Annotated in this window: 18 protein-coding genes and 13 other annotated features; of the genes, 5 read left to right on the top strand and 13 right to left on the bottom strand. The window is 55.3% G+C overall.

Features of this window, described 5'->3' with window-relative positions; all coding sequences use genetic code 11:
• Positions 1-41 precede the first annotated feature (41 nt).
• The 9 genes from yhjJ to yhjR all read right to left on the bottom strand — a co-directional run bounded on the left by yhjJ (position 42) and on the right by yhjR (position 15,912).
• Positions 42-1,540 (bottom strand): putative Zn-dependent peptidase gene (gene yhjJ, locus STM3613; RefSeq protein ID NP_462514.1). Within the gene, positions 42-1,529 belong to an annotated coding region; the region does not span the whole gene.
• Positions 1,535-1,540, bottom strand: a ribosome-binding site (putative RBS for yhjJ; RegulonDB:STMS1H003602). Its footprint overlaps the gene before it by 6 nt.
• 208 nt (positions 1,541-1,748) lie before the next feature.
• The gene (gene dctA / locus STM3614) for a DAACS family C4-dicarboxylic acids transport protein (protein ID NP_462515.1) occupies positions 1,749-3,046 on the bottom strand. Within the gene, positions 1,749-3,035 belong to an annotated coding region; the region does not span the whole gene.
• Positions 3,041-3,046, bottom strand: a ribosome-binding site (putative RBS for dctA; RegulonDB:STMS1H003603). Its footprint overlaps the gene before it by 6 nt.
• A 146-nt stretch (positions 3,047-3,192) precedes the next feature.
• Complete coding sequence (yhjK, locus tag STM3615) at positions 3,193-5,166, bottom strand: putative diguanylate cyclase/phosphodiesterase (protein NP_462516.3); 1,974 nt, start codon at positions 5,164-5,166, stop codon at positions 3,193-3,195.
• A 206-nt stretch (positions 5,167-5,372) separates the two neighbouring features.
• Positions 5,373-8,927 (bottom strand): putative TPR-repeat-containing protein gene (yhjL, locus tag STM3616; protein NP_462517.1). Within the gene, positions 5,373-8,915 belong to an annotated coding region; the region does not span the whole gene.
• Positions 8,897-10,006: an endo-1,4-D-glucanase gene (gene bcsC / locus STM3617; RefSeq protein ID NP_462518.1), complete on the bottom strand. Its 1,110-nt coding sequence runs from the start codon at positions 10,004-10,006 to the stop codon at positions 8,897-8,899. The genes yhjL and bcsC overlap by 31 nt, the downstream gene beginning before the upstream one ends.
• Positions 8,922-8,927: a ribosome-binding site (putative RBS for yhjL; RegulonDB:STMS1H003604), on the bottom strand. (Overlaps the previous gene by 6 nt.)
• A 3-nt stretch (positions 10,007-10,009) precedes the next feature.
• Complete coding sequence (gene yhjN, locus STM3618; RefSeq protein ID NP_462519.1) at positions 10,010-12,310, bottom strand: putative cellulose synthase; 2,301 nt, start codon at positions 12,308-12,310, stop codon at positions 10,010-10,012.
• Between the two features lie 10 nt (positions 12,311-12,320).
• The gene (gene yhjO, locus STM3619; protein ID NP_462520.1) for a glycosyltransferase occupies positions 12,321-14,958 on the bottom strand. Within the gene, positions 12,321-14,945 belong to an annotated coding region; the region does not span the whole gene.
• The gene (gene yhjQ / locus STM3620; RefSeq protein ID NP_462521.1) for a putative ATPase involved in chromosome partitioning occupies positions 14,942-15,707 on the bottom strand. Within the gene, positions 14,942-15,694 belong to an annotated coding region; the region does not span the whole gene. Before yhjQ ends, yhjO begins: the two co-directional genes overlap by 17 nt.
• Positions 14,953-14,958: a ribosome-binding site (putative RBS for yhjO; RegulonDB:STMS1H003605), on the bottom strand. It overlaps the preceding gene by 6 nt.
• Positions 15,695-15,912, bottom strand: a protein-coding gene (gene yhjR, locus STM3621; RefSeq protein ID NP_462522.1) for a putative cytoplasmic protein. Within the gene, positions 15,695-15,898 belong to an annotated coding region; the region does not span the whole gene. The genes yhjQ and yhjR overlap by 13 nt, the downstream gene beginning before the upstream one ends.
• Positions 15,702-15,707 (bottom strand) — a ribosome-binding site (putative RBS for yhjQ; RegulonDB:STMS1H003606). Its footprint overlaps the gene before it by 6 nt.
• Positions 15,907-15,912, bottom strand: a ribosome-binding site (putative RBS for yhjR; RegulonDB:STMS1H003607). It lies within the gene yhjR.
• A 230-nt stretch (positions 15,913-16,142) precedes the next feature.
• Here yhjR and yhjS point away from each other — a divergent pair.
• From yhjS to yhjV, 5 genes are all read left to right on the top strand, one after another.
• Positions 16,143-17,714 carry a putative cytoplasmic protein gene (yhjS, locus tag STM3622; protein NP_462523.1) on the top strand — a complete coding sequence of 524 codons (1,572 nt, stop codon included), beginning with the start codon at positions 16,143-16,145 and terminating at the stop codon, positions 17,712-17,714.
• Positions 17,697-17,702, top strand: a ribosome-binding site (putative RBS for yhjT; RegulonDB:STMS1H003608). Its footprint overlaps the gene before it by 6 nt.
• Positions 17,697-17,902, top strand: a protein-coding gene (gene yhjT, locus STM3623) for a putative inner membrane protein (RefSeq protein NP_462524.1). Within the gene, positions 17,711-17,902 belong to an annotated coding region; the region does not span the whole gene. The genes yhjS and yhjT overlap by 18 nt, the downstream gene beginning before the upstream one ends.
• Positions 17,885-17,890 (top strand) — a ribosome-binding site (putative RBS for yhjU; RegulonDB:STMS1H003609). It overlaps the preceding gene by 6 nt.
• Positions 17,885-19,578, top strand: a protein-coding gene (yhjU, locus tag STM3624) for a putative inner membrane protein (protein ID NP_462525.1). Within the gene, positions 17,899-19,578 belong to an annotated coding region; the region does not span the whole gene. Before yhjT ends, yhjU begins: the two co-directional genes overlap by 18 nt.
• A 573-nt stretch (positions 19,579-20,151) precedes the next feature.
• Positions 20,152-20,292, top strand: coding sequence for a cystathionine gamma-synthase (locus STM3624A; protein ID NP_462526.1), 141 nt, complete (start codon positions 20,152-20,154; stop codon positions 20,290-20,292).
• Between the two features lie 106 nt (positions 20,293-20,398).
• Positions 20,399-20,404, top strand: a ribosome-binding site (putative RBS for yhjV; RegulonDB:STMS1H003610).
• The gene (gene yhjV / locus STM3625; protein NP_462527.1) for a putative HAAAP family transport protein occupies positions 20,399-21,708 on the top strand. Within the gene, positions 20,410-21,708 belong to an annotated coding region; the region does not span the whole gene. Its footprint overlaps the feature before it by 6 nt.
• A 100-nt stretch (positions 21,709-21,808) precedes the next feature.
• Here the strand turns inward: yhjV and dppF are convergent.
• The 4 genes from dppF to dppB form a co-directional block, all read right to left on the bottom strand.
• The gene (dppF, locus tag STM3626; RefSeq protein NP_462528.1) for a dipeptide transport protein occupies positions 21,809-22,834 on the bottom strand. Within the gene, positions 21,809-22,822 belong to an annotated coding region; the region does not span the whole gene.
• Positions 22,819-23,812 (bottom strand): dipeptide transport protein gene (gene dppD / locus STM3627; protein NP_462529.1). Within the gene, positions 22,819-23,802 belong to an annotated coding region; the region does not span the whole gene. The genes dppF and dppD overlap by 16 nt, the downstream gene beginning before the upstream one ends.
• Positions 22,829-22,834: a ribosome-binding site (putative RBS for dppF; RegulonDB:STMS1H003611), on the bottom strand. Its footprint overlaps the gene before it by 6 nt.
• Positions 23,807-23,812 (bottom strand) — a ribosome-binding site (putative RBS for dppD; RegulonDB:STMS1H003612). (Lies within the gene dppD.)
• Positions 23,813-24,726 (bottom strand): dipeptide transport protein 2 gene (dppC, locus tag STM3628; protein NP_462530.1). Within the gene, positions 23,813-24,715 belong to an annotated coding region; the region does not span the whole gene.
• Positions 24,721-24,726: a ribosome-binding site (putative RBS for dppC; RegulonDB:STMS1H003613), on the bottom strand. Its footprint overlaps the gene before it by 6 nt.
• Positions 24,725-25,757, bottom strand: a protein-coding gene (gene dppB, locus STM3629) for a dipeptide transport protein 1 (RefSeq protein ID NP_462531.1). Within the gene, positions 24,725-25,744 belong to an annotated coding region; the region does not span the whole gene. The genes dppC and dppB overlap by 2 nt, the downstream gene beginning before the upstream one ends.
• Positions 25,752-25,757, bottom strand: a ribosome-binding site (putative RBS for dppB; RegulonDB:STMS1H003614). It overlaps the preceding gene by 6 nt.
• Positions 25,758-25,877 lie beyond the last annotated feature (120 nt).

Consider the following 25,877-nt stretch of genomic DNA (forward strand, 5'->3'; position numbering starts at 1 on the left):
TGCCCGGTGGCGCTGCGCTTACCGGGCCGACAGGCGGCAGCTTACTGTGCCGCCGGTGTCTCCGTCACTTCCGGATGCGCCTCATCTGCTTCAACAGCGGCGGCAGTAGTCGGGACCATGATTTCATCCCACGTCGCCTTTAACGCCTTCATATTAAATTCCGGCTCGCCTTGCGGTTGCAGCAAAATTAATGCCATCTCCTGCGATAGCTGCTGACGTAAATTCTGATTGAGCATATCAACGGTCAGGCTGTTGAGGAAATTCTGGCGCAGCTTCTGATACTGCTCCGGCGCGATATCCACCACTTGATTCTGCAGCGAGCGCATACGCTGTCCAGTCAAAATGTCAGTATCGGTACGCGCGTAGGTCGCGAACAGCTTTTGCAATTCGAGATTTTTCTGCGCCACCAGCGCAGTAAACTCCTCTTCCGACAAACCTTTGTCGCGTACTTTCGCCAGTTCATTCGCCACCAGGCTCAAATTGGTATTGAGCTTATCATTAGGTGATTCAATGTTGATGGCGCACTGCGCGCGCAGAAACAGAACCCGGCAGTCAAACCCCAGACCAATATCTTTCGCGTTATTTTTAGTAAGCTCTTGCTGGATATGCCAGAACAGCGCTTCGCGCGCCAGATCCGCCTGCCAGTAGCGCAACAGCGCCGCCGACTCGCGAATCGGTTGCCACGGCGTATCCCACATAATGGAGAGACGATCCTGGCGCACCGCATCGGTCATAATGCTCACTGATTCCGCCCGCAGCGGCGAAAGCGTCGGCACCGGGGCGGGCGTTTCGCGTTTACCTTTCAGCGTACCGAACGTTTTATTGATCTGCTCGGCGACGGAGCGCGCATCAATGTTGCCGACAACAATCAGCGTCATGGCATCCGGGGTGTACCATTTTTCATAGAAAGCCTGAATTTTGGCTGCGTCTACCGGCTGCTTTAACGGTTCCGCGGGATCGTGCCCCAATAACGCCGACCCTTTCAGCCGATAACGCCACCAGCCCTCTTTAGTATCTGCTGGCCACGTCGCAACCATATCTTCGCTGCTTAACGCATGATTCACCGTCTCTGGCGTAATGGTTAATTTACCGGAGACGTTAGCCAGATAGGTCAGCGCTTCTTTCAGCAGATCGTTACGGTTATTGGGTAAACTGAGGTTATAGAGCGTGGAATCATAAGAAACAATAACGGGCGGCATGGGACGTTTCGGATCAAACCCTTGCTGCCATAAAGAACGTGCCTGTGCGGCATCCAGACCACCGCTTTGCGTCAGCGCGATACGGGGAATCGCATGGCTGAACCCGCTCTGTTGCGTACTTTCGGTGAGCGAACCGGTATTAACCTGGAGACGAACTTCAATACGATCGCTGGGGCGCTGAGGCGTAGCCAACACTTGCCACTGTAACCCATTAGCCAGCGTCCCCTGTTGCCATGCCGGATCGGGCTGGAGCGCATCTGCCTGCACATAGCCGGCAGAGGCCAACATCAACAGACTGCCCGCTAAGAGTCGAATTTTTGTGCCCTGCATGTGAACCCCTGATCAACAATCCTGGTAATAAAAAGACAGCCCCGGCAGGGATGCCTGAATATGACGTAAAAACACTTCGTGTTAGACCGCGAGAACCTAAAAATGTCACGGAAGAAGTGAAATAATCCCTAAGCATCATGCTGTATGCTTTGGGCGCAGGGGTCAATTATGCGCAAACACCCGCAGTCCTGGAAGGGACTACGGGCATAAGTGGCGAGATTAGGAGGAAATTTCGTGCGTTTTGCCATCCGGCGCACGATTATTAAGCACATCGTCCAGCTTTTGGTGATCTAACTCTTTCACCCATTTGGCAACCACCACCGTCGCCACGCCGTTACCCACCAGGTTAGTCAGCGCGCGCGCTTCGGACATAAAGCGGTCGATACCGAGGATTAACGCCAGTCCCGCAACCGGTAAATGGCCTACGGCGGAGATAGTGGCCGCCAGCACAATAAAGCCGCTTCCGGTCACGCCCGCGGCGCCTTTTGACGATAGCAGCAGCACGACCAGCAGCGTTATCTGGTGGAAGATATCCATATGGCTGTTGGTCGCCTGGGCGATAAACACCGCCGCCATCGTCAGGTAGATAGAGGTGCCATCGAGGTTGAACGAATACCCCGTCGGGATCACCAGCCCTACAACCGACTTACGGCACCCCAGTTTTTCCATCTTATCGAGCATACGCGGCAACGCTGACTCGGAAGAGGAGGTGCCGAGCACAATGAGTAATTCTTCCCGGATATAGCGAATAAATTTAAAAATGCTAAAGCCCGTTACCCGTGCAATCGTCCCCAGCACCACCACCACGAAGAGAATACAGGTGATATAGAAGCAGATAATGAGCTGCCCCAGTTGCACCAGAGAACCGACGCCGTATTTACCGATGGTGAAGGCCATCGCGCCGAATGCGCCAATCGGCGCCAGGCGCATGATCATATTGATGATGCCGAAAATGACCTGCGAAAAACTCTCAATCACATTGAAAATGAGCTGGCCTTTGCTGCCCAAACGGTGCAGCGCAAAACCAAACAACACCGCAAACAGTAAGACCTGCAGAATGTTGCCGCTGGCAAACGCGCCGATCACGCTACCCGGTATGACATCCATCAGGAAGGCAATAATGCCCTGCTCCTTGGCTTGTGCGGCATAAACGGCCACCGCCTGCGCATCCAGCGTTGCCGGATCGACGTTCATCCCGGCGCCAGGCTGCACAACGTTGACGATGATAAGACCGATAATCAGCGCAATCGTACTGACAATTTCAAAGTAAAGCAGCGCGACCGCGCCGGTACGGCCCACCGCTTTCATGCTTTCCATGCCTGCGATGCCCGTCACGACAGTACAGAAAATGACAGGAGCGATGATCATCTTAATGAGCTTAACGAACGCGTCGCCAAGCGGTTTCATTTGTGCGCCCAGTTCAGGATAGTAATGGCCAAGGAGAATACCAATGGCGATTGCTGTCAGGACCTGAAAATAAAGACTTTTGAACAGAGAGGTTTTCATAGGGTGTCCTTGAAGTAAAAACCACAGGTCTTGTAAGGTTATGAGTAACCTGCGGCCTTAAAATAACACCCACACAACATGACAGAAATGCGCCAGGATCATAATTGAAACAAAAATGTTAAAAAGTTTGAGCTGGCTCGCACAAGCGCGACCTTTTTTAACTTTTGTAATCAGGATTTTCGTGCGACAGATACCGTTCTTCAAAGATATCCGCGGGAACGGGCCGAGCAAACAGGAAGCCTTGCGCGACGTTGACTCCCGCCTGTTCCAGCCACGCGCGTTGCGCCTCGTTCTCCACGCCCTCGGCAATCAATTGTAAATTAAGACTGCGGGCCATCAGGATAATCGCCGTCACCATACTGTGATCATCCGGTAACCCATCGACAAACATTTTATCAATTTTAAGGATATCGACCGGTAGCGACTTCATATGCTGTAACTGGCGCAGCCCCGCGTAACCCATGCCAAAATCATCCAGTGCGATACGCACGCCAGCATTACGTAACGGACGTAAGATAGCGACGGCAGCGTGTGGATCGTCGATACGGCGGCTTTCAGTGACCTCAAGAATCAGCGTACCCGGTTGAATACGATAGCGGTTTAACAATTCCAGCAGATCCGACACCATGCCAGGGTGCATGAGCTGTAACGCGGAAAGATTGACGGAGAGCGGCAATGTCACGCCGCGCTCCTGCCAGGCGGCAAGCTGGCGACAGGACTCTTCCAGCACCCAATAGCCCACCGTGACCATCAGGCCGCAGGATTCAATGCGCTCAATCAGCCCCTCCGGTAATTCCCAGCTACCGTCCGGCTGCTGCATACGTAACAAGGCTTCGGCGCTTAATACGTTGCCGCTGCGCATTTCGACCTGCGGCTGCAGCCAAATGGCAAACTGATGGTTATCCAGCGCGGTAAGGATATCGCTCTCTTCGGTAAGGCGCTGTTGAGCGGCCTCCATCTGCGCCGGGTCAAAGAACTGGATCTGATTTTTACCTTTTCGGCGCGCGGTAAACGCGGCGGAGACGGCGCGACCATAGAGCGCTTCGGCGGTCAGATCGCCATAATACATCGCAATGCCAATACTGCAGCTTGGGCGCAGTTGAATACCCTGGATGGGCAGTCGTTCATTAATGATAGTGAGTATTTGCTGACCTAATGTGATGGCGTGCCACGGCTCTTTAACGCCGTGGGCGATAATGGCAAAGTCATACCCGCTGACCTGCGTAAGCACCATGCGCGGCGCCAGCACCGACTTCAGCTTCTCAACCAGCGTCAGTAATAGAATCTCCCGCTGCGTTTCTTGCAGCACGCCTGCCGTGTCACGCAACGTTTCGCACGTCACGATGATAAGCGCGGTGGTCTGTTGGCGGGTGATAACCTGTTCCAGCAATGCCATTAAAAAGGCTTTATTGGGCAGCTCGGAAACCGGAAAACGCATCGCGTTGTCCGTTTGCTCCTCGCGTTGACGCTGCATAAGCTGCTGGTTGAGGTTATAGCTGCGCACCAGCATCCCAATTTCATCATCCTGATGCAGACGCGGCAACGCCAGCTGATGTCCGATCAGCTCCTGCTGCGGAATGTCGTTCAGCTCGCGGGCGATTTTGCGCAGCGGATGCACAATCAGGCGGTTTACGCACCAGGCGATGGCCACCGTCAGGATCAGCGATAAAAGTAAGTAAATGGTCACTAACGTAGAGAGCGCGCTCATGACGAACTTGTACATACGGTACGAATCCGCCTGCAATACAAGGTAGGCCAGCGGTTGCGGATTGGCAGGACGCTCCAACGAATAAACCGGCAAAGAAATTTGTACCGGCAGTTCGAAGAGACGCGTCACCATAACCGGGACGGGGCGTTCAGGAATGAAGCGCTTACGCAACGCCTGGAACTGATTCGGCAATACCACATCGGCGCGACTCACCACGCCCGCAGGTTTAATACTTTCCAGAATGGTTTCCGCGCCGGGGAGATCCGCTTTTAAAATCGCGGAAGAAAGAGGTTCCCGAACAGATCGCGCGATGCTTTCCAGTTGCGTAGCCGTGTTGTAGCGGTTCTGCTGTACCAGATGGAACAACAAAACGGTGCAAAAGACAAAAACAAACATCATGACAACGGCCGCAACCATTGCCATCTGTTTAATTGTTAACGAGCGGCTGACGCGCAAATTGACTCTCCCTGGATATCCCGGACTGCCGCCTGAGTATACCCGATTGCAGCGGCATTAAGAGAGGCTGTATCTGAAAAGGACTTTTCTGAATAACGGTTAATGATAGCGTCTGATGGCGCTGCGCTTCTCAGGCCTACGACGCCTGTCAATTCGTAGGCCTGACGCAATGATTACCAGTCAGCGTAAGGCACCAGAGGCTGCGGCGGTAAATCCATATCCCCCTGCCAGCCCGCCGCGGAATAACGAACATACAGCAGCAGATGACTGGGGGTATAGTCTTTCGCCTGCTGAATATCGACAGCCGTACCCACAAACCAGTTGGCAGTGACCCGGCGTTCAATGAGCGCCCGCGCGGTATAGCCAAATCCCTGGCTGCTGCCGCCGCCGTTGGTCTGGTCACGCGCATCCTCCTGATAATCTGCCGGGATCAAATTCATCAGCGGATAACGCGGCATGGTACGGTTGCGGGAGTGCGACCAGGATACCGAGCCGCCTAACTCCCACGACCAGTTTTCCGTACGCTGCCGCCACATCACCGGCACCGCAAACGACAGGTATTCCTGCGGGCTATAATAACCGCCCTGACCCAGTGAATAACCGCTCAGATCTTTGTCGTAATGCCAGATCATGTTATTCAGCCCGACGGTAACACGGCGGTTATTCTCGTTAATCACCTTATAGTAATAACCGGTCATCCAGCGCACGCGCCAGTTATCTTCTACATTTTTACCGCTCAACTGGTCGCCGCTGAGCGACGCCCAGACACCGTTTGCTTCGCCTTTATCATAGCTGAGACTGACGCCGCCGCCGTTGGCCCGCACGCCGCCCCATTTGGTGCCGGTATTGCTGCTGGCATCCTTTTGCCCGCCAAACGCCAGCAGCGAGCTGGAGATCGGGCGACGATGCGCGTTCAGGGTATAACCCAACGGCCCGATATCGTCGCTATAGCTGACGCCGCCAACCACATCAACGACATTAAAGCCCATCGGCGTCGTGCCGATATCCCAGCGCCAGGTCTCATTCTGCCAGCCGACCGCCACGCTCGCGCCCGTATCGGCCTGGCTACGATGTCCGCTGCATTTCTCCAGCGTACAGGTACCCCAGTTATTATCGTATTTTCCATCCGCATCCGTAGAGAAGCGGCCAACATCCATATTCACCATATCAGTACGAAAGAACGCCCGTCCGTCCGACCAGGGCGCATCCACCTGAAGCATCGTGGTATGCGCCTTCAGATCGGAGTAACCGCCAGTCCCGCTCGACCCCCAATAATCGTGCGCCAACGTGACATTGAGATCCTGCTGACGGTACAACTCCGCCGCATCGCTACGCACGCCGCGTTTTAGCCAGTCGTCTTTTTCATCATTGCGCGTCAGGCGGGTAAAGGTATCGTTATCCTGGGGACGAACCGGCGTAATCGCCGCGGCGACCATTGCGTCTTTGTAGGTCTCCAGCGCCCGCTGCGGCTCGCCCGTTTGCGCCTGAAAAGCGGCGGCGTCACGCAATACCATCGCGCTTTCCATTGATGGCGGCTGTGCTTTTGCCTGCGGCGTAATGCGGTTGAAGGTCCGCGCCGCCGCCGTGATATCGCCAAGCTGGAGCTGCGCCAGCGCGACGCGGCGCTGCATGTTAATAGAGGTGATTTGCGACGCAGGCAGCGCCGCCAGCTGAGCGCGCGCCGCAGCGTTATCGCCCTGTGCGATGTCGATTTCCACCCGCCCCAGCATGGCATCGACATTACCCGGTTCCCGCGCCAGAACGGCGTCATAAGCGGCGCGGGCCGCCGCATTATCGCCACGCTGCTGCGCCCAGTCCGCCAACGTTAACGCAATGCGCGTAGAGGGCGGCTGCTGACGTAACAACGCTTCCGCTTCGCGTTCTTTGCCGCTATCGCGCAAGCGGTTAGCGCTTTCCAGCACCTGGTTACTTTGCAATCGGCCCGCCAGTTCCTGAATATTGCTGTTCCACTGGCTGGTCGGCAGGGTATTGAGATGCGCCAGCGCCGCCCGGTCCCGATCGCTGCCGGAAAGATAAAGCCCATAAGCATAGACCTGTTCCGGATCGTTTGGCTTCTGCTGCGCCAGAGAGCGCATTTGCGCATCGGCCTGAGCGTGCTGCCCGGCCTGCCACAGATCGCGTGACAGTCGGTACGTCACCCACACGCTCCCCGGATCTAATGCCAGCCGACGACGGTGCAGTTCTGCGGCCTGCGCCCATTTGCCCTCGCTTTCCAGCGTTTCCGCCTGCTGCGCCAGACGGTCATTTTCCAGACTGCGTTCGATATCGTCGATACTGCGCCGCTGGCTGGCGGAAAGAGAAGCGATAAACGCGGCGGCTTTTTGCGGCGACTGCTGGCGATAAAGATTCGCCAGCCCGCGTACAGCATTGGTATTACCGCTATCCATACGCAGCGTCTGCTGATAATAACGTTCGGCGGCGGCATTATCTTTGCGCGCCATCGCCACATCCCCCAGCCCCAGTACCGCGTAGCTGTCGGTGTTATCCACTGCTCGCGCCTGCTGATAGAAACGCTCCGCCTGGGCCAGATTATTCGCTTTTAAGGCCGCGTCGCCCTGCTGAATTAACAGCCAGTAGCGATTGACCTTCAGCAGACTCTCCCACTTATCGCGGCTGCTGCTGTGCGGCGCCATCGCCAGCGCCTTTTCAAACTGCGCGACGGCGCGGGCGCGATCGCCACGCTGTGAGTATGCCTGCCCCAGCGCGCCGACCGCCTCGCTGTCGTCCTGCCGGGCGCTCACCGCCTGCTGCAATTGCGCAATGGCCTTACCGCCTTCTCCGGCATTAACCGCCGCGATGCCCTGCGAGCGCGCACGGAACGCCGGATCGGCTAACTGTTTTTGCTGCTCGCTAAGCTGGGCGCGGGCGGCAGACACGCTATCGCCTTCGCTAAACTGCGTCAGATAGTCTTGCAACGCTTTTACGCTGGCGTCGCTAACCGGGAGATCTTTTATCTGCTGGTACCAGATGGCGGAGGCCGCGCTGCGTCCCGTACTGGATTTCGCCATCTGTTTAAGCACCGCGAATCCCTCATCGCGCCGCCCGCTGGCGAACAACAGTTGCGCCAGCGCATTTTGCAGAGCGTTATTACCCGGACTGACGGCATTGATTTTCTGTAGCTGGTTAATCGCTTCGTGACGGCGGGCGGGCAATTTCGCCACGGTCGTCCAGTATTCGACCGCCAGTTCGCCCTCCGGCGGATAACCTTTAAACAGCTTGTCGTAGCTGGCGATCGCTTGTTCAGTATGGCCGGTCGTCGCCAGTAAACGCGCCTCCTGCAAAGACTGGCGTCCTTGCGGCGTGGAGAGCAGCATCGCGGTGCGGGAAGATTGATACGCCGTCGACTCCGGCGCCAGTTGCGCCAGCCGGTCAAGTAGCTTCTGTGCCCCGTCGCTATCCCCCTGGCGCAACAGATAGCGGAAACGGGCGGCGATAACCTGTGGATCATTGGGGTCGATCAGCTCCAGGCGATAGAGCGACTGACGGACTAAGTCCTCACGGTGCGTGGCCTCGCCCAGCCGAACCTGCTCCAGCAACTGTTGCTGCGCGGAGGTCGCTGCGCCGGCAAGCGGTGTTAGCGCCATACCAAGCGATAAACCCAACAATGCCCGAGAAACGCCCCTTTTGCCAGGTAAGGCGTTTCGACCGCCAGCCGGCAAAAAAGCGTGCATGAGACTTAACGTGAACTTACGCATTCCTGGCCCCAGTCAGGTAATAATTCACCTTTGACGGTGAAGCGAAAACGGTGCTGATCCCAGCCTTGTCCAAAGAGAGTCAGCACATAGTTGTAATAGGCATCGCTGCCAGGAAAATGGTCTGCGACCCGCTGTCGCTGCACGGCCTGGGCGTCGCGATTTTGCAGGAAAGGCAGTAAGGCGGCGGAAAACCCGACCGGCCCCGTCCCTTGCGCATTCCCGCTGACGACATCCACTTTCTCCGGTGGAACGCCGTTTTTCATCGTTAACGTCGCCATCGGTTTAAATCGCGCCAGTAAACGCGCTTTTTGCGGATCGCCATCATGCATCATTCCCGCCCATAAATAGACGCGAATCGCATCGTAGCTACTGATCAGCGTCTTTTCCGCTTTCAACTGCCAGCCTTGCTTGCTTTCATAACGCACCCAGTCCGGCGAGAAACCTTTCGGCGCGGTTTCCAGCAAAAGCCGCAAATTGGTTTCCCGTAACGTCGACCACGGCGCGCCAAAACGGCTAAAGTATTGCGCCAACTGCGGCGGCAGATAGCTTGGGTTAAAACGCCAGCTATTCGCCTCGGCAAAGCCGATTTTGCCAGGTAGCAGCATTGAGCCCAGCCCCGGCACATTCAGGACCTCTTCGCGGGCGATGCGTTTTAGCAACGCCGTGCCCACCTCGGTATAACGCGTCTCTTTCCACAGACGACCGGCCTCCAGCAGCGACCATGCCATCCAGATATCGCCGTCGGACGCGGAGTTGCTGTCCAGCACCGACCAGGTGTCGGGATCTTTTTGCCCCCACAGCCAGGCGGGCAGATATTCACGCAACGATCCCTGCGCCAGATTGTTTTGCGTCCAGTTAAACAGTTGCGCGAACGCCGGTCGATCGTTCGCTGCCAGGGCAAAGAACATGGCGTAGCTTTGCCCTTCGGAGGTGGTAATTTTTCGCGCATCGCCCGGATCGATAACGCGTCCCTGCTGGCTAATGTAATCTTTCTTGAACTGTTCCCACGCAGGCCAGCTACAGGCTGCCTGCGCATTTATTGCCGTCAGCATGACGAGCATCGTTATCCATCCGCGCAGCATAGTCATCATGCGTTACTCATGGTCAGGGTCGAGACGACGGCGACTGAGAATACGTAGCAGACGCCACAATACCCACGCCAGTAATACCACACTGAGGGCCGCCAGTACCGCCAGCAGCACCGGGTGATTCGCCAGCGCATACCACAGCCGCTCAAACCACGGCAGATGTCCGACGTAATAGATATCGCCAACGCGCAGACTGTGAACGCCGGACTCGCGGATCACCGCCACGGAACCAAACATCGCGGCGCGTTTACCGCTGTCGTTCACGGCGTCGTTCAGTAGCTGGTAACCGCGCGGGCTGTCAGCCAGCAGAGCAATCACGCTGCGCTGATCGTTAAACGGCGACTGGAAGCCCACCACCGCCGCCATCGGGCCGCTGGCGGTGACGGTGGACTGCGCATCCGCCGCGCGATCGGCCTCATCCGGCATAATCGACGGGAAAGCGGTCTGCCGCATCGGGGTTTTTACCCAGCTTTGTGTCGCCTGCACCAACAGATCGATACGCTTATCGTCTTTTAGCTTGCCCGGAATAGCGCTAATAATCAGCAGATCGGCGTCTTTGTCGGCTATCTGAGCGCTATCATCGGTGATTGTCAGATTAATTGCCGGGAAACCGGTCTGTCCGCCAATGGCGCCGACCGTATTCAGCAGCGTTTCCATTTGCGCTTCGGTTGGGGTCTTCGGCATCACCGCCAGCGTGTCAGACAGGTCGGCCATCCGGCTGAACGGGAAACCCGCATTGGCGAACGCGCGTAAATCCGGCATCGCGATAAAGTGGTAATATTTCGAAAAATCGATAGTGGAGTCATCCCCTATCACCACATGATTCGGTACCGGCTGGAAGGTAATACAGTTGTCCACCGACCCGCCCGGCATCGGATTCATATAGCGGAAGTCAAAACGTAGTTGGTTCATCGCCCCCAGTTTGAGCGCCGGAATAGACACATCCGTTTTACCATCCAGCAGTCCCTGAAGTACCGGCAGGCGCAACAGGAGTCGATTAGTTTCCTGCGTGCTGTTAAGGCTAAAGGCTTGCAGGAACTGGTTATTCAGACTGATATCCAGCCGTGAACTGTCTTTGGTCGGCGGCGAGGTATAACGGTAGTTGAGATCCATATCAATACCGTTGCTACGCAGCAAATAGAGGTCCGGCGGCAGATTCAAAGAAACGTTGATGGGCGCCGGCTCCAGCCCACTCGACTGGAGCTGCTCTTCATAGGTTTTCAGCTCGCCAAAAGTGACCGGGCGATCGGTACGCACCCAGTTCGGCGCATCATACGGTTTGCGCGCCAGCAGCGGTTTTACATCGTTGACCACCACGCTGGAACCACGGAAGAGAATATTCCCTTGTGCGATACCTTTTGCCGCCTGCAACAGGTCTTTATCATCTCGACCAAACACAACCAGCAACTTCACATACGGATTATCCGGATGGCTCATCATCTCGATAACCGGCGCGTTAACCGCAGGATGATCGCGCAGGAAATCGGGGCGTCGATCGTTGGTGGCGAACACGATCGCATTGCGATCCGGCAGGTGATTATACAACACCGGGAAGCGCTGACCGCGCCAGCCCGCCCGCGATCCAAACCAGGACGCGACAATAGAAGCCGCCTGCTGCTGCGCCAGATCCGGCATATCAGCAAACACTATCGGCAACGTCACTGGACGGTTATCCCGCGGATCGAAAAACGGCACCGGGAAGTGGGACAGATCGTTATTCACCGCCAGCATGTTATAGGTCAGATCCAGGGCGCTATTTCGCCCGATGTCTAACCACAGAGTACTGCTGGCCGGGTTTTCACACACGTCGCGATAGTGGCCGACAAACTCCAGCCGCACCCGGTTAAAGTCGGTGATAAATAGCGGATTGATAGGTACCTGCGCCAGCGTCTTTTTCCCCAACTGCTCTTTTGTCACCGGCAGTACGCCCATCAGTTCATCATTGAGATAAACCTTGAGCTGCGACTGAACCGGCAGGAGCGACGGCGAGGGCGTATATTCCAGATTCAGCACCGCTTTCGACGCCACTTCATCGCTGCGCATACCAAATTCAATGCCGCCGTTAGGGTTAACGCCACGCAGCGCCATACTACCCGGCGGCGGCGCGATTTGCGCAAAGGTCAGCTTGACCTCGCGCGAAGGCGCGGTCTGCGCCACGACGGGCGCCTCAGTTGCGGGCGACGGCGCAGGCTCGGTGGGTTCAGCATTTATCAATGGCGGCGTAGCAGGCGCCGCCGCCGTCATGAAAGCAGGAAACGCGCTTAATCCTATTACCGCCGCACACATCCAGGACAATTTTCTTTTCATCGCATTATCATCATTGTTGAGCCTGAGCCATAACCCGATCCGACGGCTGTATCGCCGCTTGCCGCTCCGGGCGACGCGGAATAAACGATACAATCCAGGCAATTAACGCCGTCAACGATCGGAAAATTACTTTTACTGAAGGCGGCGCGAATTCCGCGAGGTGGCGATATCCGCGGAAGCCCAGCTTCAGAATATCCAGCAAGCTTTCCAGCGGTTTATCTTCCGGGAAGCTATCTTGCCAAAGCGCCCACGTATCGGCGCGCGCGAAGGTACACTGCACAAAATCAATATGTTGTTTGGTGGTGAGCGGCATCAGTTGTAGCCCGACCTCATTGCCCGTTACGCGCACCACCTGCGTTGGAAAGACATATTCCTGCTGCCCGCGTTTAAGCAACAGATTCACTTTCTGCCCTTCCAGCACCTGCGCCTGACCGTTGATCTTGATGCCTAACCCGCCGTCGGAGAAGTCATGTACGGTACAGGAGAACAAATGTCCATCTTCGCGGGCGATGGCCCCCGGCATGGCAATCTCGACCCGATGCGCGCGCCTGACCTGTTTACTCTCTACCGAAACCGCAACCGCGCCGCCGAGAATGACCAGGTTATAGAAGACCCACACCAGGCTAACGATGACGGTCAGCGTTTCATTTTCCGGCCCGTAATAGTATCGCCATACGCCCGCCGCCACGCCGAGCAGGTTAAGCAAGACAAGGAAGATATACGGACGCGAGATTACCCAGTCGACGTACTTCTCTTCCACCAGCCCGCCTTTCGCCGTGACGTTAAATTTCCCTTTGTGCGGATTGATCAACGCGACCAGAGTCGGCGGTGCGATATACCATGCCAGTACCGTTTCATAGATTTCACTCCAGAAAGAGTGACGATACTTGCCCTGAATCTTCGAGTTAGTCAGGCTGGCGTGGACCATGTGCGGTATCACAAATAGCGCAATCATCAACGCAGGCGCATAAATGATATAGGCGTGCAGCAGCAGAAAAGCCAGCGGCGCGGTCAGAAAGATCAGGCGCGGAATGCCGGACAAGAAATGGAACATCGCGTTGAGGTAGCACAGCCGCTGCGCCAGTTTTAAGCCTTTACCAAACAGAGGGTTATCGAGGCGGAAAATTTGCACCATACCCCGCGCCCAACGAATACGCTGCCCGATATGCGCCGACAGGCTTTCCGTCGCCAGCCCCGCCGCCTGCGGAATGCGCATATACGCTGAGGTATAACCTCGCCGGTGCAGCCGGAGCGAAGTATGCGCATCTTCCGTCACCGTCTCAACGGCGATACCGCCAATCTCATCCAGCGGCTTACGGCGAATCACCGCGCACGATCCGCAAAAGAAAGTGGCGTCCCACATATCGTTACCGTCCTGCACCAGTCCGTAAAACAGCGTGCCTTCGTTAGGCGTTTTACGAAAACGTCCCAGGTTGCGCTCAAACGGGTCCGGGGAGAAGAAATGATGCGGCGTCTGCATCATCGCCAGCTGTTTTTCTTTCAGGAACCAGCCCATTGTCATTTGCAGAAACGAGCGTGTCGGCACATGGTCGCAATCGAAGATCGCCACAAACTCGCCTTTCGCGTGTTTTAGCGCATTGTTGATGTTGCCGGCTTTGGCGTGTTCATGCGTGGTGCGGGCAATGTAATGCACGCCAACATGTCGGGCAAAATGACGAAATGATTCACGCCCGCCGTCATCAAGGATCCAGATATTCAGCTTGTCCTTCGGCCAGTCAATGCCAAGCGAAGCGTAAATGGTATTTTTGACCACATTAAGGTCTTCGTTATAGGTCGGTACAAAAATATCCACCGTCGGCCACTGCGACATTTCTTTCGGCAACGGCACCGGTTGACGATTTAACGGCCACACCACCTGGAAGTACCCCAGCACCAGCACAATCCAGGCGTAGGTTTCCGCAAACAGCAGAATCAGCCCGCACACCAGACTGACCGGGTCGTCCCAATTTAGCGTCGAGGTATAGCGCCACCAGATATAACGACAGGAGACCGTTAACGACAGCACGATGAGCATCAGCGCGGAAAAGCGTCCCGGCATACGTCGTACCAACAGCGCAACGCCCCACAGCAACAGCAGAAAGATAAATTGCGATAGCGGGTTAAATGGCTGCGTAATACAGATCAGCGCCAGTATCAGTGAAAAGGTCACGATAACGCCCAGAATAAAACGCCGGGCGCCGTTGCTAAGATGTCCCAGCTCTTTTTCCTTTTCCAGGTGCGTTGTCTTTTGGCGCACCCGTTCCGGTAAGGTATCCATCCATTGATGGTAACGTCCACGAACGTCCTTCAGGCGCGCAAATGACCGCCAGCGCGGTTCATGACGTTCTTTAGTCGACGAGATCATCACCAGCCAGAGGGTCTGAATGAGGTAACGGGCCGGGTCCAGCGGGCGCGGGCGTGCGGCGTTAATATGCGGATAAAGCGCTTTATGCCCGTCGCGAATACGCTGCCAGCGCGGATGCTCAAGCGGAAACACTATCCACGCCAGAATCGTCCACAGGCAGCCGAGCGCTGCGCTAAACGGCGACGCGCCGTGGCGGCGGTAACCCTGATAGCGCTCGCTCAAACGCGCGCTAACCGGCGGGATAAGCAGCCACCGGGAAAGGGCGCTCATCGCAGGCTCCCGGCGGACGTTTTGTCGCCCGCATCATGCAGCAGGCACCAGTTCGCCAGCGTTAACACCTCTTCGGCGGCTAACGAATCGCTGCGATATTCGCCTAACGGCTGTTTCGACGCCATGCACTCCGCCATCGCCTCATCGCGATGGATCACAATGGGCAGCAACCGGCGCTGGCTTTGCAGCCAGACCTGGTACAGATCGTCCTGTAACTGACTGCCAATGCGTAAGTCATTGATCAGAATATGCGCTCCGGCAGGCAACGCCTGCTGATGAAGGCGAATATGGCAGTTAGCGTCAACCCGGGCTATCGCCAGCGTATGGTCGCAGAGGCTCACCAGTTGCCGTGTCAGCGGTGACGCGCCGTAGGGCAAGTCCAGTAAAATCCAGCTATAACGCCCGCTCGCTTTCAGCGCCTGGATAGCCGATCCGATCTCTCCCAGCGTCTCCTGCCAGGACTGCGGATTTTCCCGCTCTTGCGCGGTGAGCTGTCCAAACGGCAGTAGATCAAGCTGTGAGGTATAACGTAATCCGGCATCGCGCCAGTCCTGGCCGTCCAGCAACGATCGCGCCCAACCGCCCTGATGGACGAAGTCGACGTTAAACGACATGCGCAGCAGGTTATCGGGGCTGGCGTCAATCACCAGGACATTTTCCCCTAAGATTTGTAACGCCCAGGCGAGTGCTGCGGTGAGAGATGTGGTTCCCACCCCGCCGCGCACGCCCTGCAGTCCCAGAATCGCCATTCATGGCTTCCTTAATGAATGTGGTTGCGCAAATTCAGCCAGGAGCGGCCATCTTTTAATCGCCGCCGCCAACTGTTCGCGTTGGGAAATATCGGTATAATCTATTTCGGGTAGTGAAAACGCCTGGCTTAATGCCAGAAAATCATTTTGAAAAGTGTAGCCCAACGTTGGATCGGACTGAGCGCCAGGTTCATTGTTATACATTCTGGTTGCTCCTTTTTAAATATTTCTCACTGGCAGCATTACGCCCCGTCGTCAATACGGGAGAACGCGCATTTTTCATCTTTCCGTGACATCATTTATAATGTGTAAAAATGCAAAGCGCAGAGTTACAGGGCATCCTGCCGGGCAAATTGATTCACATGCTAAATCTGATGCGTTTTAATTTCAATGTTAGGTTTATTTCTGTGCTTTCGCTAGTAAACTGATAAACAGTTAAAATAGTGACATGAGGGACACTGTGGACCCCGTATTTTCTCTCGGCATCTCATCATTATGGGATGAACTGCGCCATATGCCAACCGGCGGCGTCTGGTGGGTTAACGCCGATCGCCAGCAAGATGCCATCAGTCTGGTGAATCAAACGATTGCGTCACAAACGGAGAATGCAAATGTCGCCGTCATCGGCATGGAAGGCGATCCTGGCAAAGTAATCAAATTAGATGAATCTCACGGTCCGGAGAAAATCCGCTTATTTACCATGCCGGCTTCAGAAAAAGGGCTATACTCTTTGCCCCACGATTTGCTTTGTTCTGTTAACCCGACGCATTACTTTTTCATTCTTATTTGTGCAAATAACACGTGGCGGAATATAACGTCAGAAAGCCTGCATAAATGGCTGGAAAAAATGAATAAATGGACTCGTTTTCATCACTGTTCATTGTTGGTTATTAACCCTTGTAATAATAGCGATAAACAGTCCTCGTTGTTGATGGGCGAGTATCGCTCACTTTTTGGCCTCGCCAGTTTACGTTTTCAGGGCGACCAACATTTGTTCGATATTGCCTTCTGGTGTAACGAAAAAGGCGTCAGCGCCCGACAGCAGTTATTGCTGTGTCAGCAGGACGAACGCTGGACGCTATCCCATCAGGAGGAGACGGCAATTCAGCCGCGTAGCGACGAAAAACGCATTCTTAGCCACGTCGCCGTCCTTGAAGGCGCGCCGCCGCTCTCGGAACACTGGACGCTTTTCGACAATAACGAAGCGCTATTCAACGACGCGCGCACGGCGCAGGCCGCGACAATTATTTTTTCGCTTACACAGAACAACCAAATCGAGCCGCTTGCTCGTCGCATTCATACTTTGCGGCGCCAGCGGGGAAGCGCGCTGAAAATTGTCGTGCGCGAAAATATCGCCAGTTTGCGCGCCACCGATGAGCGCCTGCTGCTGGGCTGCGGCGCGAATATGATCATTCCCTGGAACGCCCCGCTTTCACGCTGCCTGACGCTTATTGAAAGCGTGCAGGGGCAGCAGTTCAGCCGTTACGTACCGGAAGACATCACCACGCTACTGTCGATGACGCAGCCGTTGAAACTGCGCGGTTTTCAGCCGTGGGATACCTTCTGCGATGCCATCCATACGATGATGAGCAACACCCTGCTCCCCGCCGACGGGAAAGGCGTTCTGGTCGCGCTGCGCCCGGTGCCGGGCATTCGGGTTGAGCAGGCGTTAACATTATGTCGGCCAAACCGAACCGGCGATATTATGACCATCGGCGGCAACCGTCTGGTGCTGTTTTTATCATTCTGCCGGGTCAACGATCTGGATACCGCGTTAAACCATATTTTCCCTTTGCCGACGGGCGATATTTTCTCTAATCGTATGGTCTGGTTCGAAGATAAACAAATCAGCGCCGAGCTGGTGCAGATGCGCTTATTGTCGCCGGAACTGTGGGGAACGCCGCTACCGCTGGCAAAACGCGCCGACCCGGTAATAAATGCCGAACACGATGGCCGCATCTGGCGTCGTATTCCTGAACCCCTGCGATTGCTCGACGACACCGCGGAGCGTGCATCATGATGACCATCAGCGATATCGTGCAAATTATTCTTTTTTGCGCGCTGATTTTCTTTCCGCTGGGGTATCTGGCGCGCCATTCGCTACGCCGTATCAGTGATACGACCCGGCTGCTATTTGCCAAACCTCGTTATGTAAAACCAGCCGGAACTCTGCGCCGCGCTACGAAAGTCAAGGCAGACAAAAAATGACTCAGCATACTCAAACTCCTTCAATGCCTTCTCCGCTCTGGCAATACTGGCGCGGTCTTTCCGGCTGGAACTTCTATTTTCTGGTCAAGTTTGGCCTGCTGTGGGCAGGCTATCTGAATTTTCATCCTTTACTGAATTTGGTATTCATGGCGTTTCTGCTCATGCCAATACCAAAGTATCGCCTTCACCGGTTGCGCCACTGGATTGCCATTCCCGTCGGCTTCGCGCTGTTCTGGCATGATACCTGGCTGCCCGGCCCGCAAAGCATTATGAGCCAGGGGACGCAGGTGGCGGAATTCAGCTCCGGTTATCTGCTCGATCTGATCGCCCGTTTTATTAACTGGCAAATGATCGGCGCCATCTTCGTACTGCTGGTTGCCTGGCTATTTTTATCACAGTGGATTCGGGTCACGGTGTTTGTGGTCGCCATCATGGTATGGCTGAATGTACTGACATTAACCGGCCCGGTTTTTACGCTGTGGCCGGCAGGCCAGCCAACCGATACGGTGACGACAACTGGCGGTAACGCGGCCGCTACCGTCGCGACAGCGGGCGATAAGCCGGTCATCGGCGATATGCCTGCGCAAACCGCGCCGCCGACGACCGCGAATCTGAACGCCTGGTTGAACACCTTCTATGCCGCGGAAGAAAAGCGGAAAACGACGTTCCCGGCGCAACTTCCGCCTGATGCGCAGCCGTTCGACCTATTGGTCATCAATATCTGTTCGCTCTCCTGGTCGGATGTCGAAGCGGCAGGCCTGATGTCACATCCGCTATGGTCGCACTTTGACATTTTGTTTAAACACTTTAATTCCGGTACGTCTTACAGCGGCCCGGCGGCCATTCGTCTGCTGCGCGCCAGCTGTGGTCAACCTTCGCATACCCGACTTTATCAACCAGCCAATAACGAATGTTATCTGTTTGATAATCTGGCGAAACTGGGCTTTACTCAGCATCTGATGATGGATCATAACGGTGAATTTGGCGGCTTCCTGAAAGAAGTTCGCGAAAACGGCGGTATGCAGAGCGAACTGATGAACCAGTCCGGCCTGCCAACCGCCCTGCTGTCATTCGACGGCTCGCCGGTATATGACGATCTGGCGGTCCTGAACCGCTGGTTGACAGGGGAAGAACGTGAAGCCAATTCCCGCTCCGCGACTTTCTTTAACCTGCTGCCGCTGCACGATGGCAACCACTTCCCCGGCGTCAGCAAAACGGCGGATTATAAAATCCGCGCGCAGAAACTGTTCGATGAACTGGACGCCTTCTTTACCGAACTGGAGAAATCCGGGCGTAAGGTGATGGTAGTCGTCGTACCGGAGCACGGCGGCGCGCTGAAGGGCGACAGAATGCAGATCTCAGGCCTGCGCGATATTCCCAGCCCCTCCATCACCAACGTCCCGGCGGGCGTGAAATTTTTTGGCATGAAAGCCCCGCATGAGGGCGCGCCGATTGATATTAATCAGCCGAGCAGCTACCTGGCGATTTCCGAACTGGTCGTACGCGCCGTGGACGGTAAGCTCTTTACCGAAGACAGTGTGAACTGGAACAAGCTGACCAGCAATCTGCCGCAAACCGCGCCGGTTTCAGAAAACGCTAATGCGGTGGTGATTCAGTACCAGGGTAAGCCCTACGTTCGTCTGAATGGCGGCGACTGGGTGCCTTACCCGCAGTAAACCGAAAAAGGCCGCAAGGTTTCCCCTGCGGCCTGGTTCGGGCGCATGTTGCCATTACGGCGGACAGACGCTCAAAACGCGTTACTTCCTGTCACGTAGCCAGTTGACGATCACACTGGCGATAATGCCAGCAATGATCGGCGCTGCCAGATCGTGCCAGAAGACCACGCCCAACTGCGTAAGCGTCATATAGCCGCCTTGTTGCAATGGCAACCGTTCGCGGCTATCCTTAAAGTGTTTGGGTTCAAGTTAGCCCCCGTCAGGTTGCCAGGTTTATACCAGTCAACGTGCGGGGGTTTTCTCTATCCAGCAACCTATGCCGCCGGGGATCAAACCCCCGCAACATTGCGCCTCACCGGGTAAACCCGGCTTGCTGCTGATATTACGGCAAAATCCCCGTCCCGGCACGGCGCTAACGTGCAATCTGCGTGACGCTTCGCAGACGATTACTTTTATTTGCCAGAATACATTCAGCATTTCTGAGGCTGGCAGTCAGCCGCTCAATTCTGTAAATTATGCCTCCTCGCGGCCAGTCCCGGTGATACCGAAACCCTCGTTCAGCATCCTGCGTCTATGACATATTCGCCTGTTGCGCCAGAGGAATGGCTAAAAGCAGGTATTACCGACGAACTTATCCGTCTTTCAGCGGGACCTGAAGATCCCGACGATATTATTCATGACCTTGAACGCGCCAGCAGAAAAGCAGCATTCTGACGATTGCTCGGCGAACCGCTGTCACCGGTTTGCCGCATCGGGTATCAAGGCACTATAGCCTGGTTATAGGCAGCATTCTTTATGAGAGAGCTGCGTATATTTTGGGCAGGGGGCTCTATGCAGGACGACACATTACCATTAAATAACAGTAACGCTACGACCACACCGCTTTCAACGAGATTACCGTTTACAAAATATGATTTTGGCTGGGTGCTCTTGTGTATCGGAATGGCGATCGGCGCCGGTACCGTCTTAATGCCAGTGCAAATCGGTCTCAAGGGGATCTGGGTATTTATTACCGCTTTTATCATCGCCTATCCCGCTACCTATATTGTGCAGGATATTTATCTAAAAACGTTATCTGAAAGCGAAACCTGTGACGATTATACGGATATTATCAGTCACTATCTTGGCAAAAACTGGGGCATTTTTCTCGGTGTAATCTATTTTCTTATGATTATCCACGGGGTGTTTATTTATTCCCTGTCGGTGGTGTTTGATAGCGCCTCCTATATCAAAACCTTCGGCCTTACTGAGGCCGATCTTTCGCAGTCTATTATCTATAAAGTCGCGATTTTCGCCGTGCTGGTGGCGATTGCCTCCGGCGGGGAAAAGTTATTATTTAAAATTTCCGGCCCGATGGTGGTGGTAAAAGTCGGGATCATTCTGATATTCGGTTTCGCGATGATCCCACACTGGAATCTTGATAATATTTCCGCCTTTCCCGCCGCATCGGTTTTCTTTCGCGACGTACTGCTCACTATCCCATTTTGCTTCTTTTCTGCGGTCTTCATTCAGGTGCTAAACCCAATGAACATCGCCTATCGTAAGCGCGAACCTGACCGTGTGCTGGCCACCCGGATGGCGATTCGCACGCATCGCATTAGCTATATTACGCTGATTGCCATTATTCTCTTTTTCTCGTTCTCGTTTACCTTTTCGATTAGTCATGAAGAGGCGGTATCAGCATTCGAGCAGAATATTTCCGCCCTTGCGCTGGCAGCTCAGGTAATCCCTGGCCATATCATCCACATTACCTCTACCATCCTCAATATTTTTGCCGTACTTACCGCGTTCTTTGGTATTTATTTAGGTTTTCACGAAGCGCTTAAAGGTATTGTACTGAATGTATTGAGTCGTATTATGGATGTCAAAAACGTCAACCCACTGTTACTGACATCTGGAATCTGTGTCTTTATCGTGGTTACTCTGGTTATTTGGGTTTCGTTTCGCGTCTCAGTATTGGTCTTTTTCCAGTTAGGCAGTCCGCTTTATGGCATTGTCGCGTGTATTATTCCCTTTTTCCTGATTTATAAAGTAGCGCAACTGGAAAAATTACGCGGCCTGAAAACCTGGCTTATTCTGTTATATGGAATATTGTTGTGCCTGTCGCCGTTATTAAAATTGATTGAATAAGTCGTACCGGAGAGCCATGCCCGGTGGCGCTACGCTTACCAGGCCTACAGGTACGGTGTAGGCTTGATAAGGCGCAGCCGCCATCCGGCATAAAACGCAATTAACTCAGCGGTTTCTGCGGATTTTCATCCTGATCGACGGCAAAGCAGGCCACCAACTGGCCGTCGTACTCTTTAAGCTGCGGCTGTAACTGCGTACAGGGTCCGAAGCGACGGCTGCAGCGGGCGTTGAAGGCGCAGCCCGGCGGCGGGTTCAGCGGGCTCGGCAACTCGCCGGTCAGCTTAATCCGCTCACGGCGATCGTCCGGATTCAGCCGTGGCGTGGCGGAGAGCAACGCCTGGGTATAGGGATGACGTGGATTGTTAAAAATCTGCTCTTTGGTCCCTTTCTCCACGCAGCGGCCTAAGTACATGACCATCACTTCATCGGCGATGTGTTCCACCACCGACAGGTCGTGCGAGATAAAGACATAAGACAGCCCCATATCCTGTTGCAAATCCATCATCAGGTTCAGCACCTGGGCGCGCACCGACACGTCGAGCGCGGAGACCGGTTCGTCGGCAATCACTACGTCCGGATCAAGCATCAGACCGCGGGCGATAGCGATACGCTGACGCTGGCCGCCGGAGAACATATGCGGATAGCGGTCGTAGTGCTCGGTTTTCAGCCCCACCTTCGCCATCATCGCCAGCGCTTTTTCACGACGCTGCGCTTTACTCAGGCTGGTATTGATCAGCAACGGCTCTTCCAGAATTTGCCCCACTTTCTTGCGTGGATTCAGGGAACCGTAGGGGTTCTGAAACACAATCTGAATTTTCTGCCGCCGCAGTTTCTGCGCGTGCGGATCGTGTTTAAGCAGATCCTGCCCCTGGTAATAAAGCTCGCCGCCGGTTGGCGTTTCAATCATCGTCAGCAGGCGACCCAGTGTGGATTTTCCACAACCGGACTCCCCCACTACGGCCAGCGTTTTACCGCGTTCGAGATTAAACGACACGCCGTCCAGCGCTTTTACCAGCCGTTCCGGAGAAAAGATCCCCTTCTTCACCGGATAGTGTTTTTTCAGGTCGATAGCCCGCAACAGCGGCTGTTGCAAGGTGGCCTCATGCGTACTCATAGTGTGGGCCTCCCGGCATCATCGAGTGGGTAATGACATTTTGACTGACGTCCATCGTCCAGTTGGTTGAGAGCAGGTTCTTCCGCACGACATCTGTCCGTGGCGTAGGGGCAGCGCGGGTTAAGCAGACAGCCCGTCGGTCGGTCATATTTCCCCGGCACCACGCCCGGCAGCGACGCCAGGCGCGCTTTGTCCTGAGCAAACTCTGGTAACGCGCGTAGCAGTGCCTGGGTGTAGGGATGACGCGGCGCGCGGAAAATATCCTGCGCAGCGCCGGTTTCGACGACCTGCCCGGCGTACATGACGATAATTTTGTGCGCCGCTTCCGCCACCAGCGCCAGGTCATGGGTAATCAGCACCAGCGCCATGTTCTCTTTTTGCTGCAACTCCAGCAGCAGCTCAATGATTTGCGCCTGAATGGTCACATCCAGCGCCGTGGTCGGTTCATCGGCAATTAACAGCTTTGGTCGACAGGCTATGGCCATCGCAATCATCACACGCTGACTCATGCCGCCAGAAAGCTGGTGCGGATAGACATCCAGACGAGAAGCCGGATCGGGAATACCCACCTGGTTCAACAGGTCAATCGCTCGCTGACGACGGGTTTTCTTGTTCCCGCCCTGATGTACCTTGATGGCTTCCATAATCTGAAAGCCAACGGTATAGCAAGGATTGAGGCTGGTCATCGGGTCCTGGAAAATCATCGCCACTTCAGCGCCCACCAGGTTGCGACGTTCCTTCTCGGAAATGCGCTTCAGATCCTGTCCGTTAAAGAGCAGGTTTTCCGCCATCACGCGGCCTGGGTAATCGATAAGCCCCATAATTGCCAGCGAGCTGACGGATTTGCCGGAACCAGACTCGCCGACAATCCCGACCACCTCACCCTGCTTCACGCTGTAGCTAATGCGGTCGACGGCTTTGAACGGTGTCCCTTCGTCGCCGAAGTGCACCGATAATTGATCTACATTTAATAACGCCATCTCGAACCTCTTACTGCTTCAGTTTGGGATCGAGCGCGTCACGCAGACCGTCACCCATCAGGTTAAATGCCAGTACCGTCAGCAGAATCGCCAGCCCCGGGAAGGTCACGACCCACCAGGCGCTTTGCGCGAACTGCAGAACGTCAGAGAGCATGGTGCCCCATTCCGGCGTAGGCGGCTGTGCGCCCATGCCAAGAAAGCCGAGGGCAGCCATATCGAGAATGGCGTTAGAGAAGCCCAGTGACGCCTGAACGATCAGCGGCGCAAGGCAGTTCGGGAAAATATTGACGAACATCTGACGCATCGCGCCTGCGCCCGCCACGCGGGAGGCAGTCACATAATCGCGGTTCACCTCTACCAGAACCGCCGCGCGGGTTAAGCGGACATAGTGCGGCAGCGCCACAAACGTCAACGCCAGCGCAGCGTTGCCGATGGAGGGGCCGAAGATCGCCACCAGCACCAGCGCCAGCAGCAGGCTCGGCAGGGCCAGCATAATATCGACCACGCGCATGATGATGTTATCGACCAGACCGCCGAAGTAGCCCGCGACCAGGCCGAGAATAATCCCCATTACCAGCGACAGGACGACCACCAGACAGCCGACCAGCAGTGACAAACGCGCGCCATACATCAGGCGCGAGAGGACATCGCGACCAACATCATCCGTTCCCAGAATATGCGCCCAACTGCCGCCTTCCTGCCAGACCGGCGGCGCCAGCAGCGCATCGCGGAACTGCTCTGCCGGGTTGTACGGCGCAATAAAGTTGGCAAACACCGCAATCAGGATCACGATGAGAACATACGCCAGCCCGACGACCGCGCCTTTATTGCGTTTGAAATAGTGCCAGAACTCCCGCAATGGCGTCATGGGCGCCGGTGCGGCATTAACATTATTTTCAGTAACCTGTGACATGATGGCCCCTTACTTCTTATGCCGAATACGCGGGTTCACCACGCCGTACAGCAGGTCTACCAGCAGGTTGACGAGAATAATCATCGTCGCTACCAGTAACACGCCGCCCTGCACTACCGGATAATCGCGGCGTTGCAGCGCATCGATCAGCCAGCGCCCCAGACCGGGCCACGAGAAGATAGTTTCTGTCAGAATCGCGCCTGCCAGCAGCGTCCCGACCTGCAGGCCGATCACGGTGACGACTGGCAGCATGGCGTTACGCAGAGCATGGACGATAATGACGCGCATCCTGGTCAACCCTTTGGCGCGTGCGGTACGGATGTAATCCTCCCCCAGCACTTCCAGCATCGACGAACGGGTCATACGCACAATGACGGCCAGCGGGATTGTGCCGAGCACCATCGCAGGCAGGATCATATGCGCCAGCGCATCAATAAAGTTACCCTCTTCGCCCCAGATAGCGGTGTCGATCAGCATAAAGCCCGTCAACGGATTGGTATCATCAAGGAACACCATATCGCTCACGCGCCCGGAAACCGGCGTCAGGTTCCAGTGGACGGAGACCAGCATGATCAGCATCATGCCCCACCAGAAGATAGGCATAGAGTAACCGGTCAGCGCCAGGCCAACGGCAGTGTGATCGAAGATAGAACCGCGCTTCACTGCGGCCAGCACGCCCACCGGAATCCCCACGGCGACGGCAAAAATCATGGCGCAGACGCCAAGTTCCAGCGTCGCTTTAAAGCGAGGCACAAACTCGTCCCATACAGGGATTCGGCTTTTCAGCGAGATGCCTAAATCGCCATGCATCACCCCCCAGATATAATGGAGGTACTGCTGCCACATCGGTTTATCAAGACCGAGTTCAGCCAGCAGTTGAGCATGACGCTCAGGGGAAATACCTCGCTCACCCGCCATGATCATCACCGGATCGCCGGGGATCATGTGGACAAAGGCAAAGGTGAGAAGGGTAATACCGATAAACGTCGGGATAACGAGTCCCAAACGTCGGAGAATGAACTGCAACATAACCCGAATTCTCTCTCATGACCCACGGCCTGGAACCGTGAGTCTGTATTGCTCACAAATCTTATCCCACGCAAACTGCATCGCGGATAAAGCATTACGCCGGATGGCGCTGCGCTTATCCGGCCTACACAAC

The organism is Salmonella enterica subsp. enterica serovar Typhimurium str. LT2, assembly GCF_000006945.2.
GTDB classification, from domain to species: domain Bacteria; phylum Pseudomonadota; class Gammaproteobacteria; order Enterobacterales; family Enterobacteriaceae; genus Salmonella; species Salmonella enterica.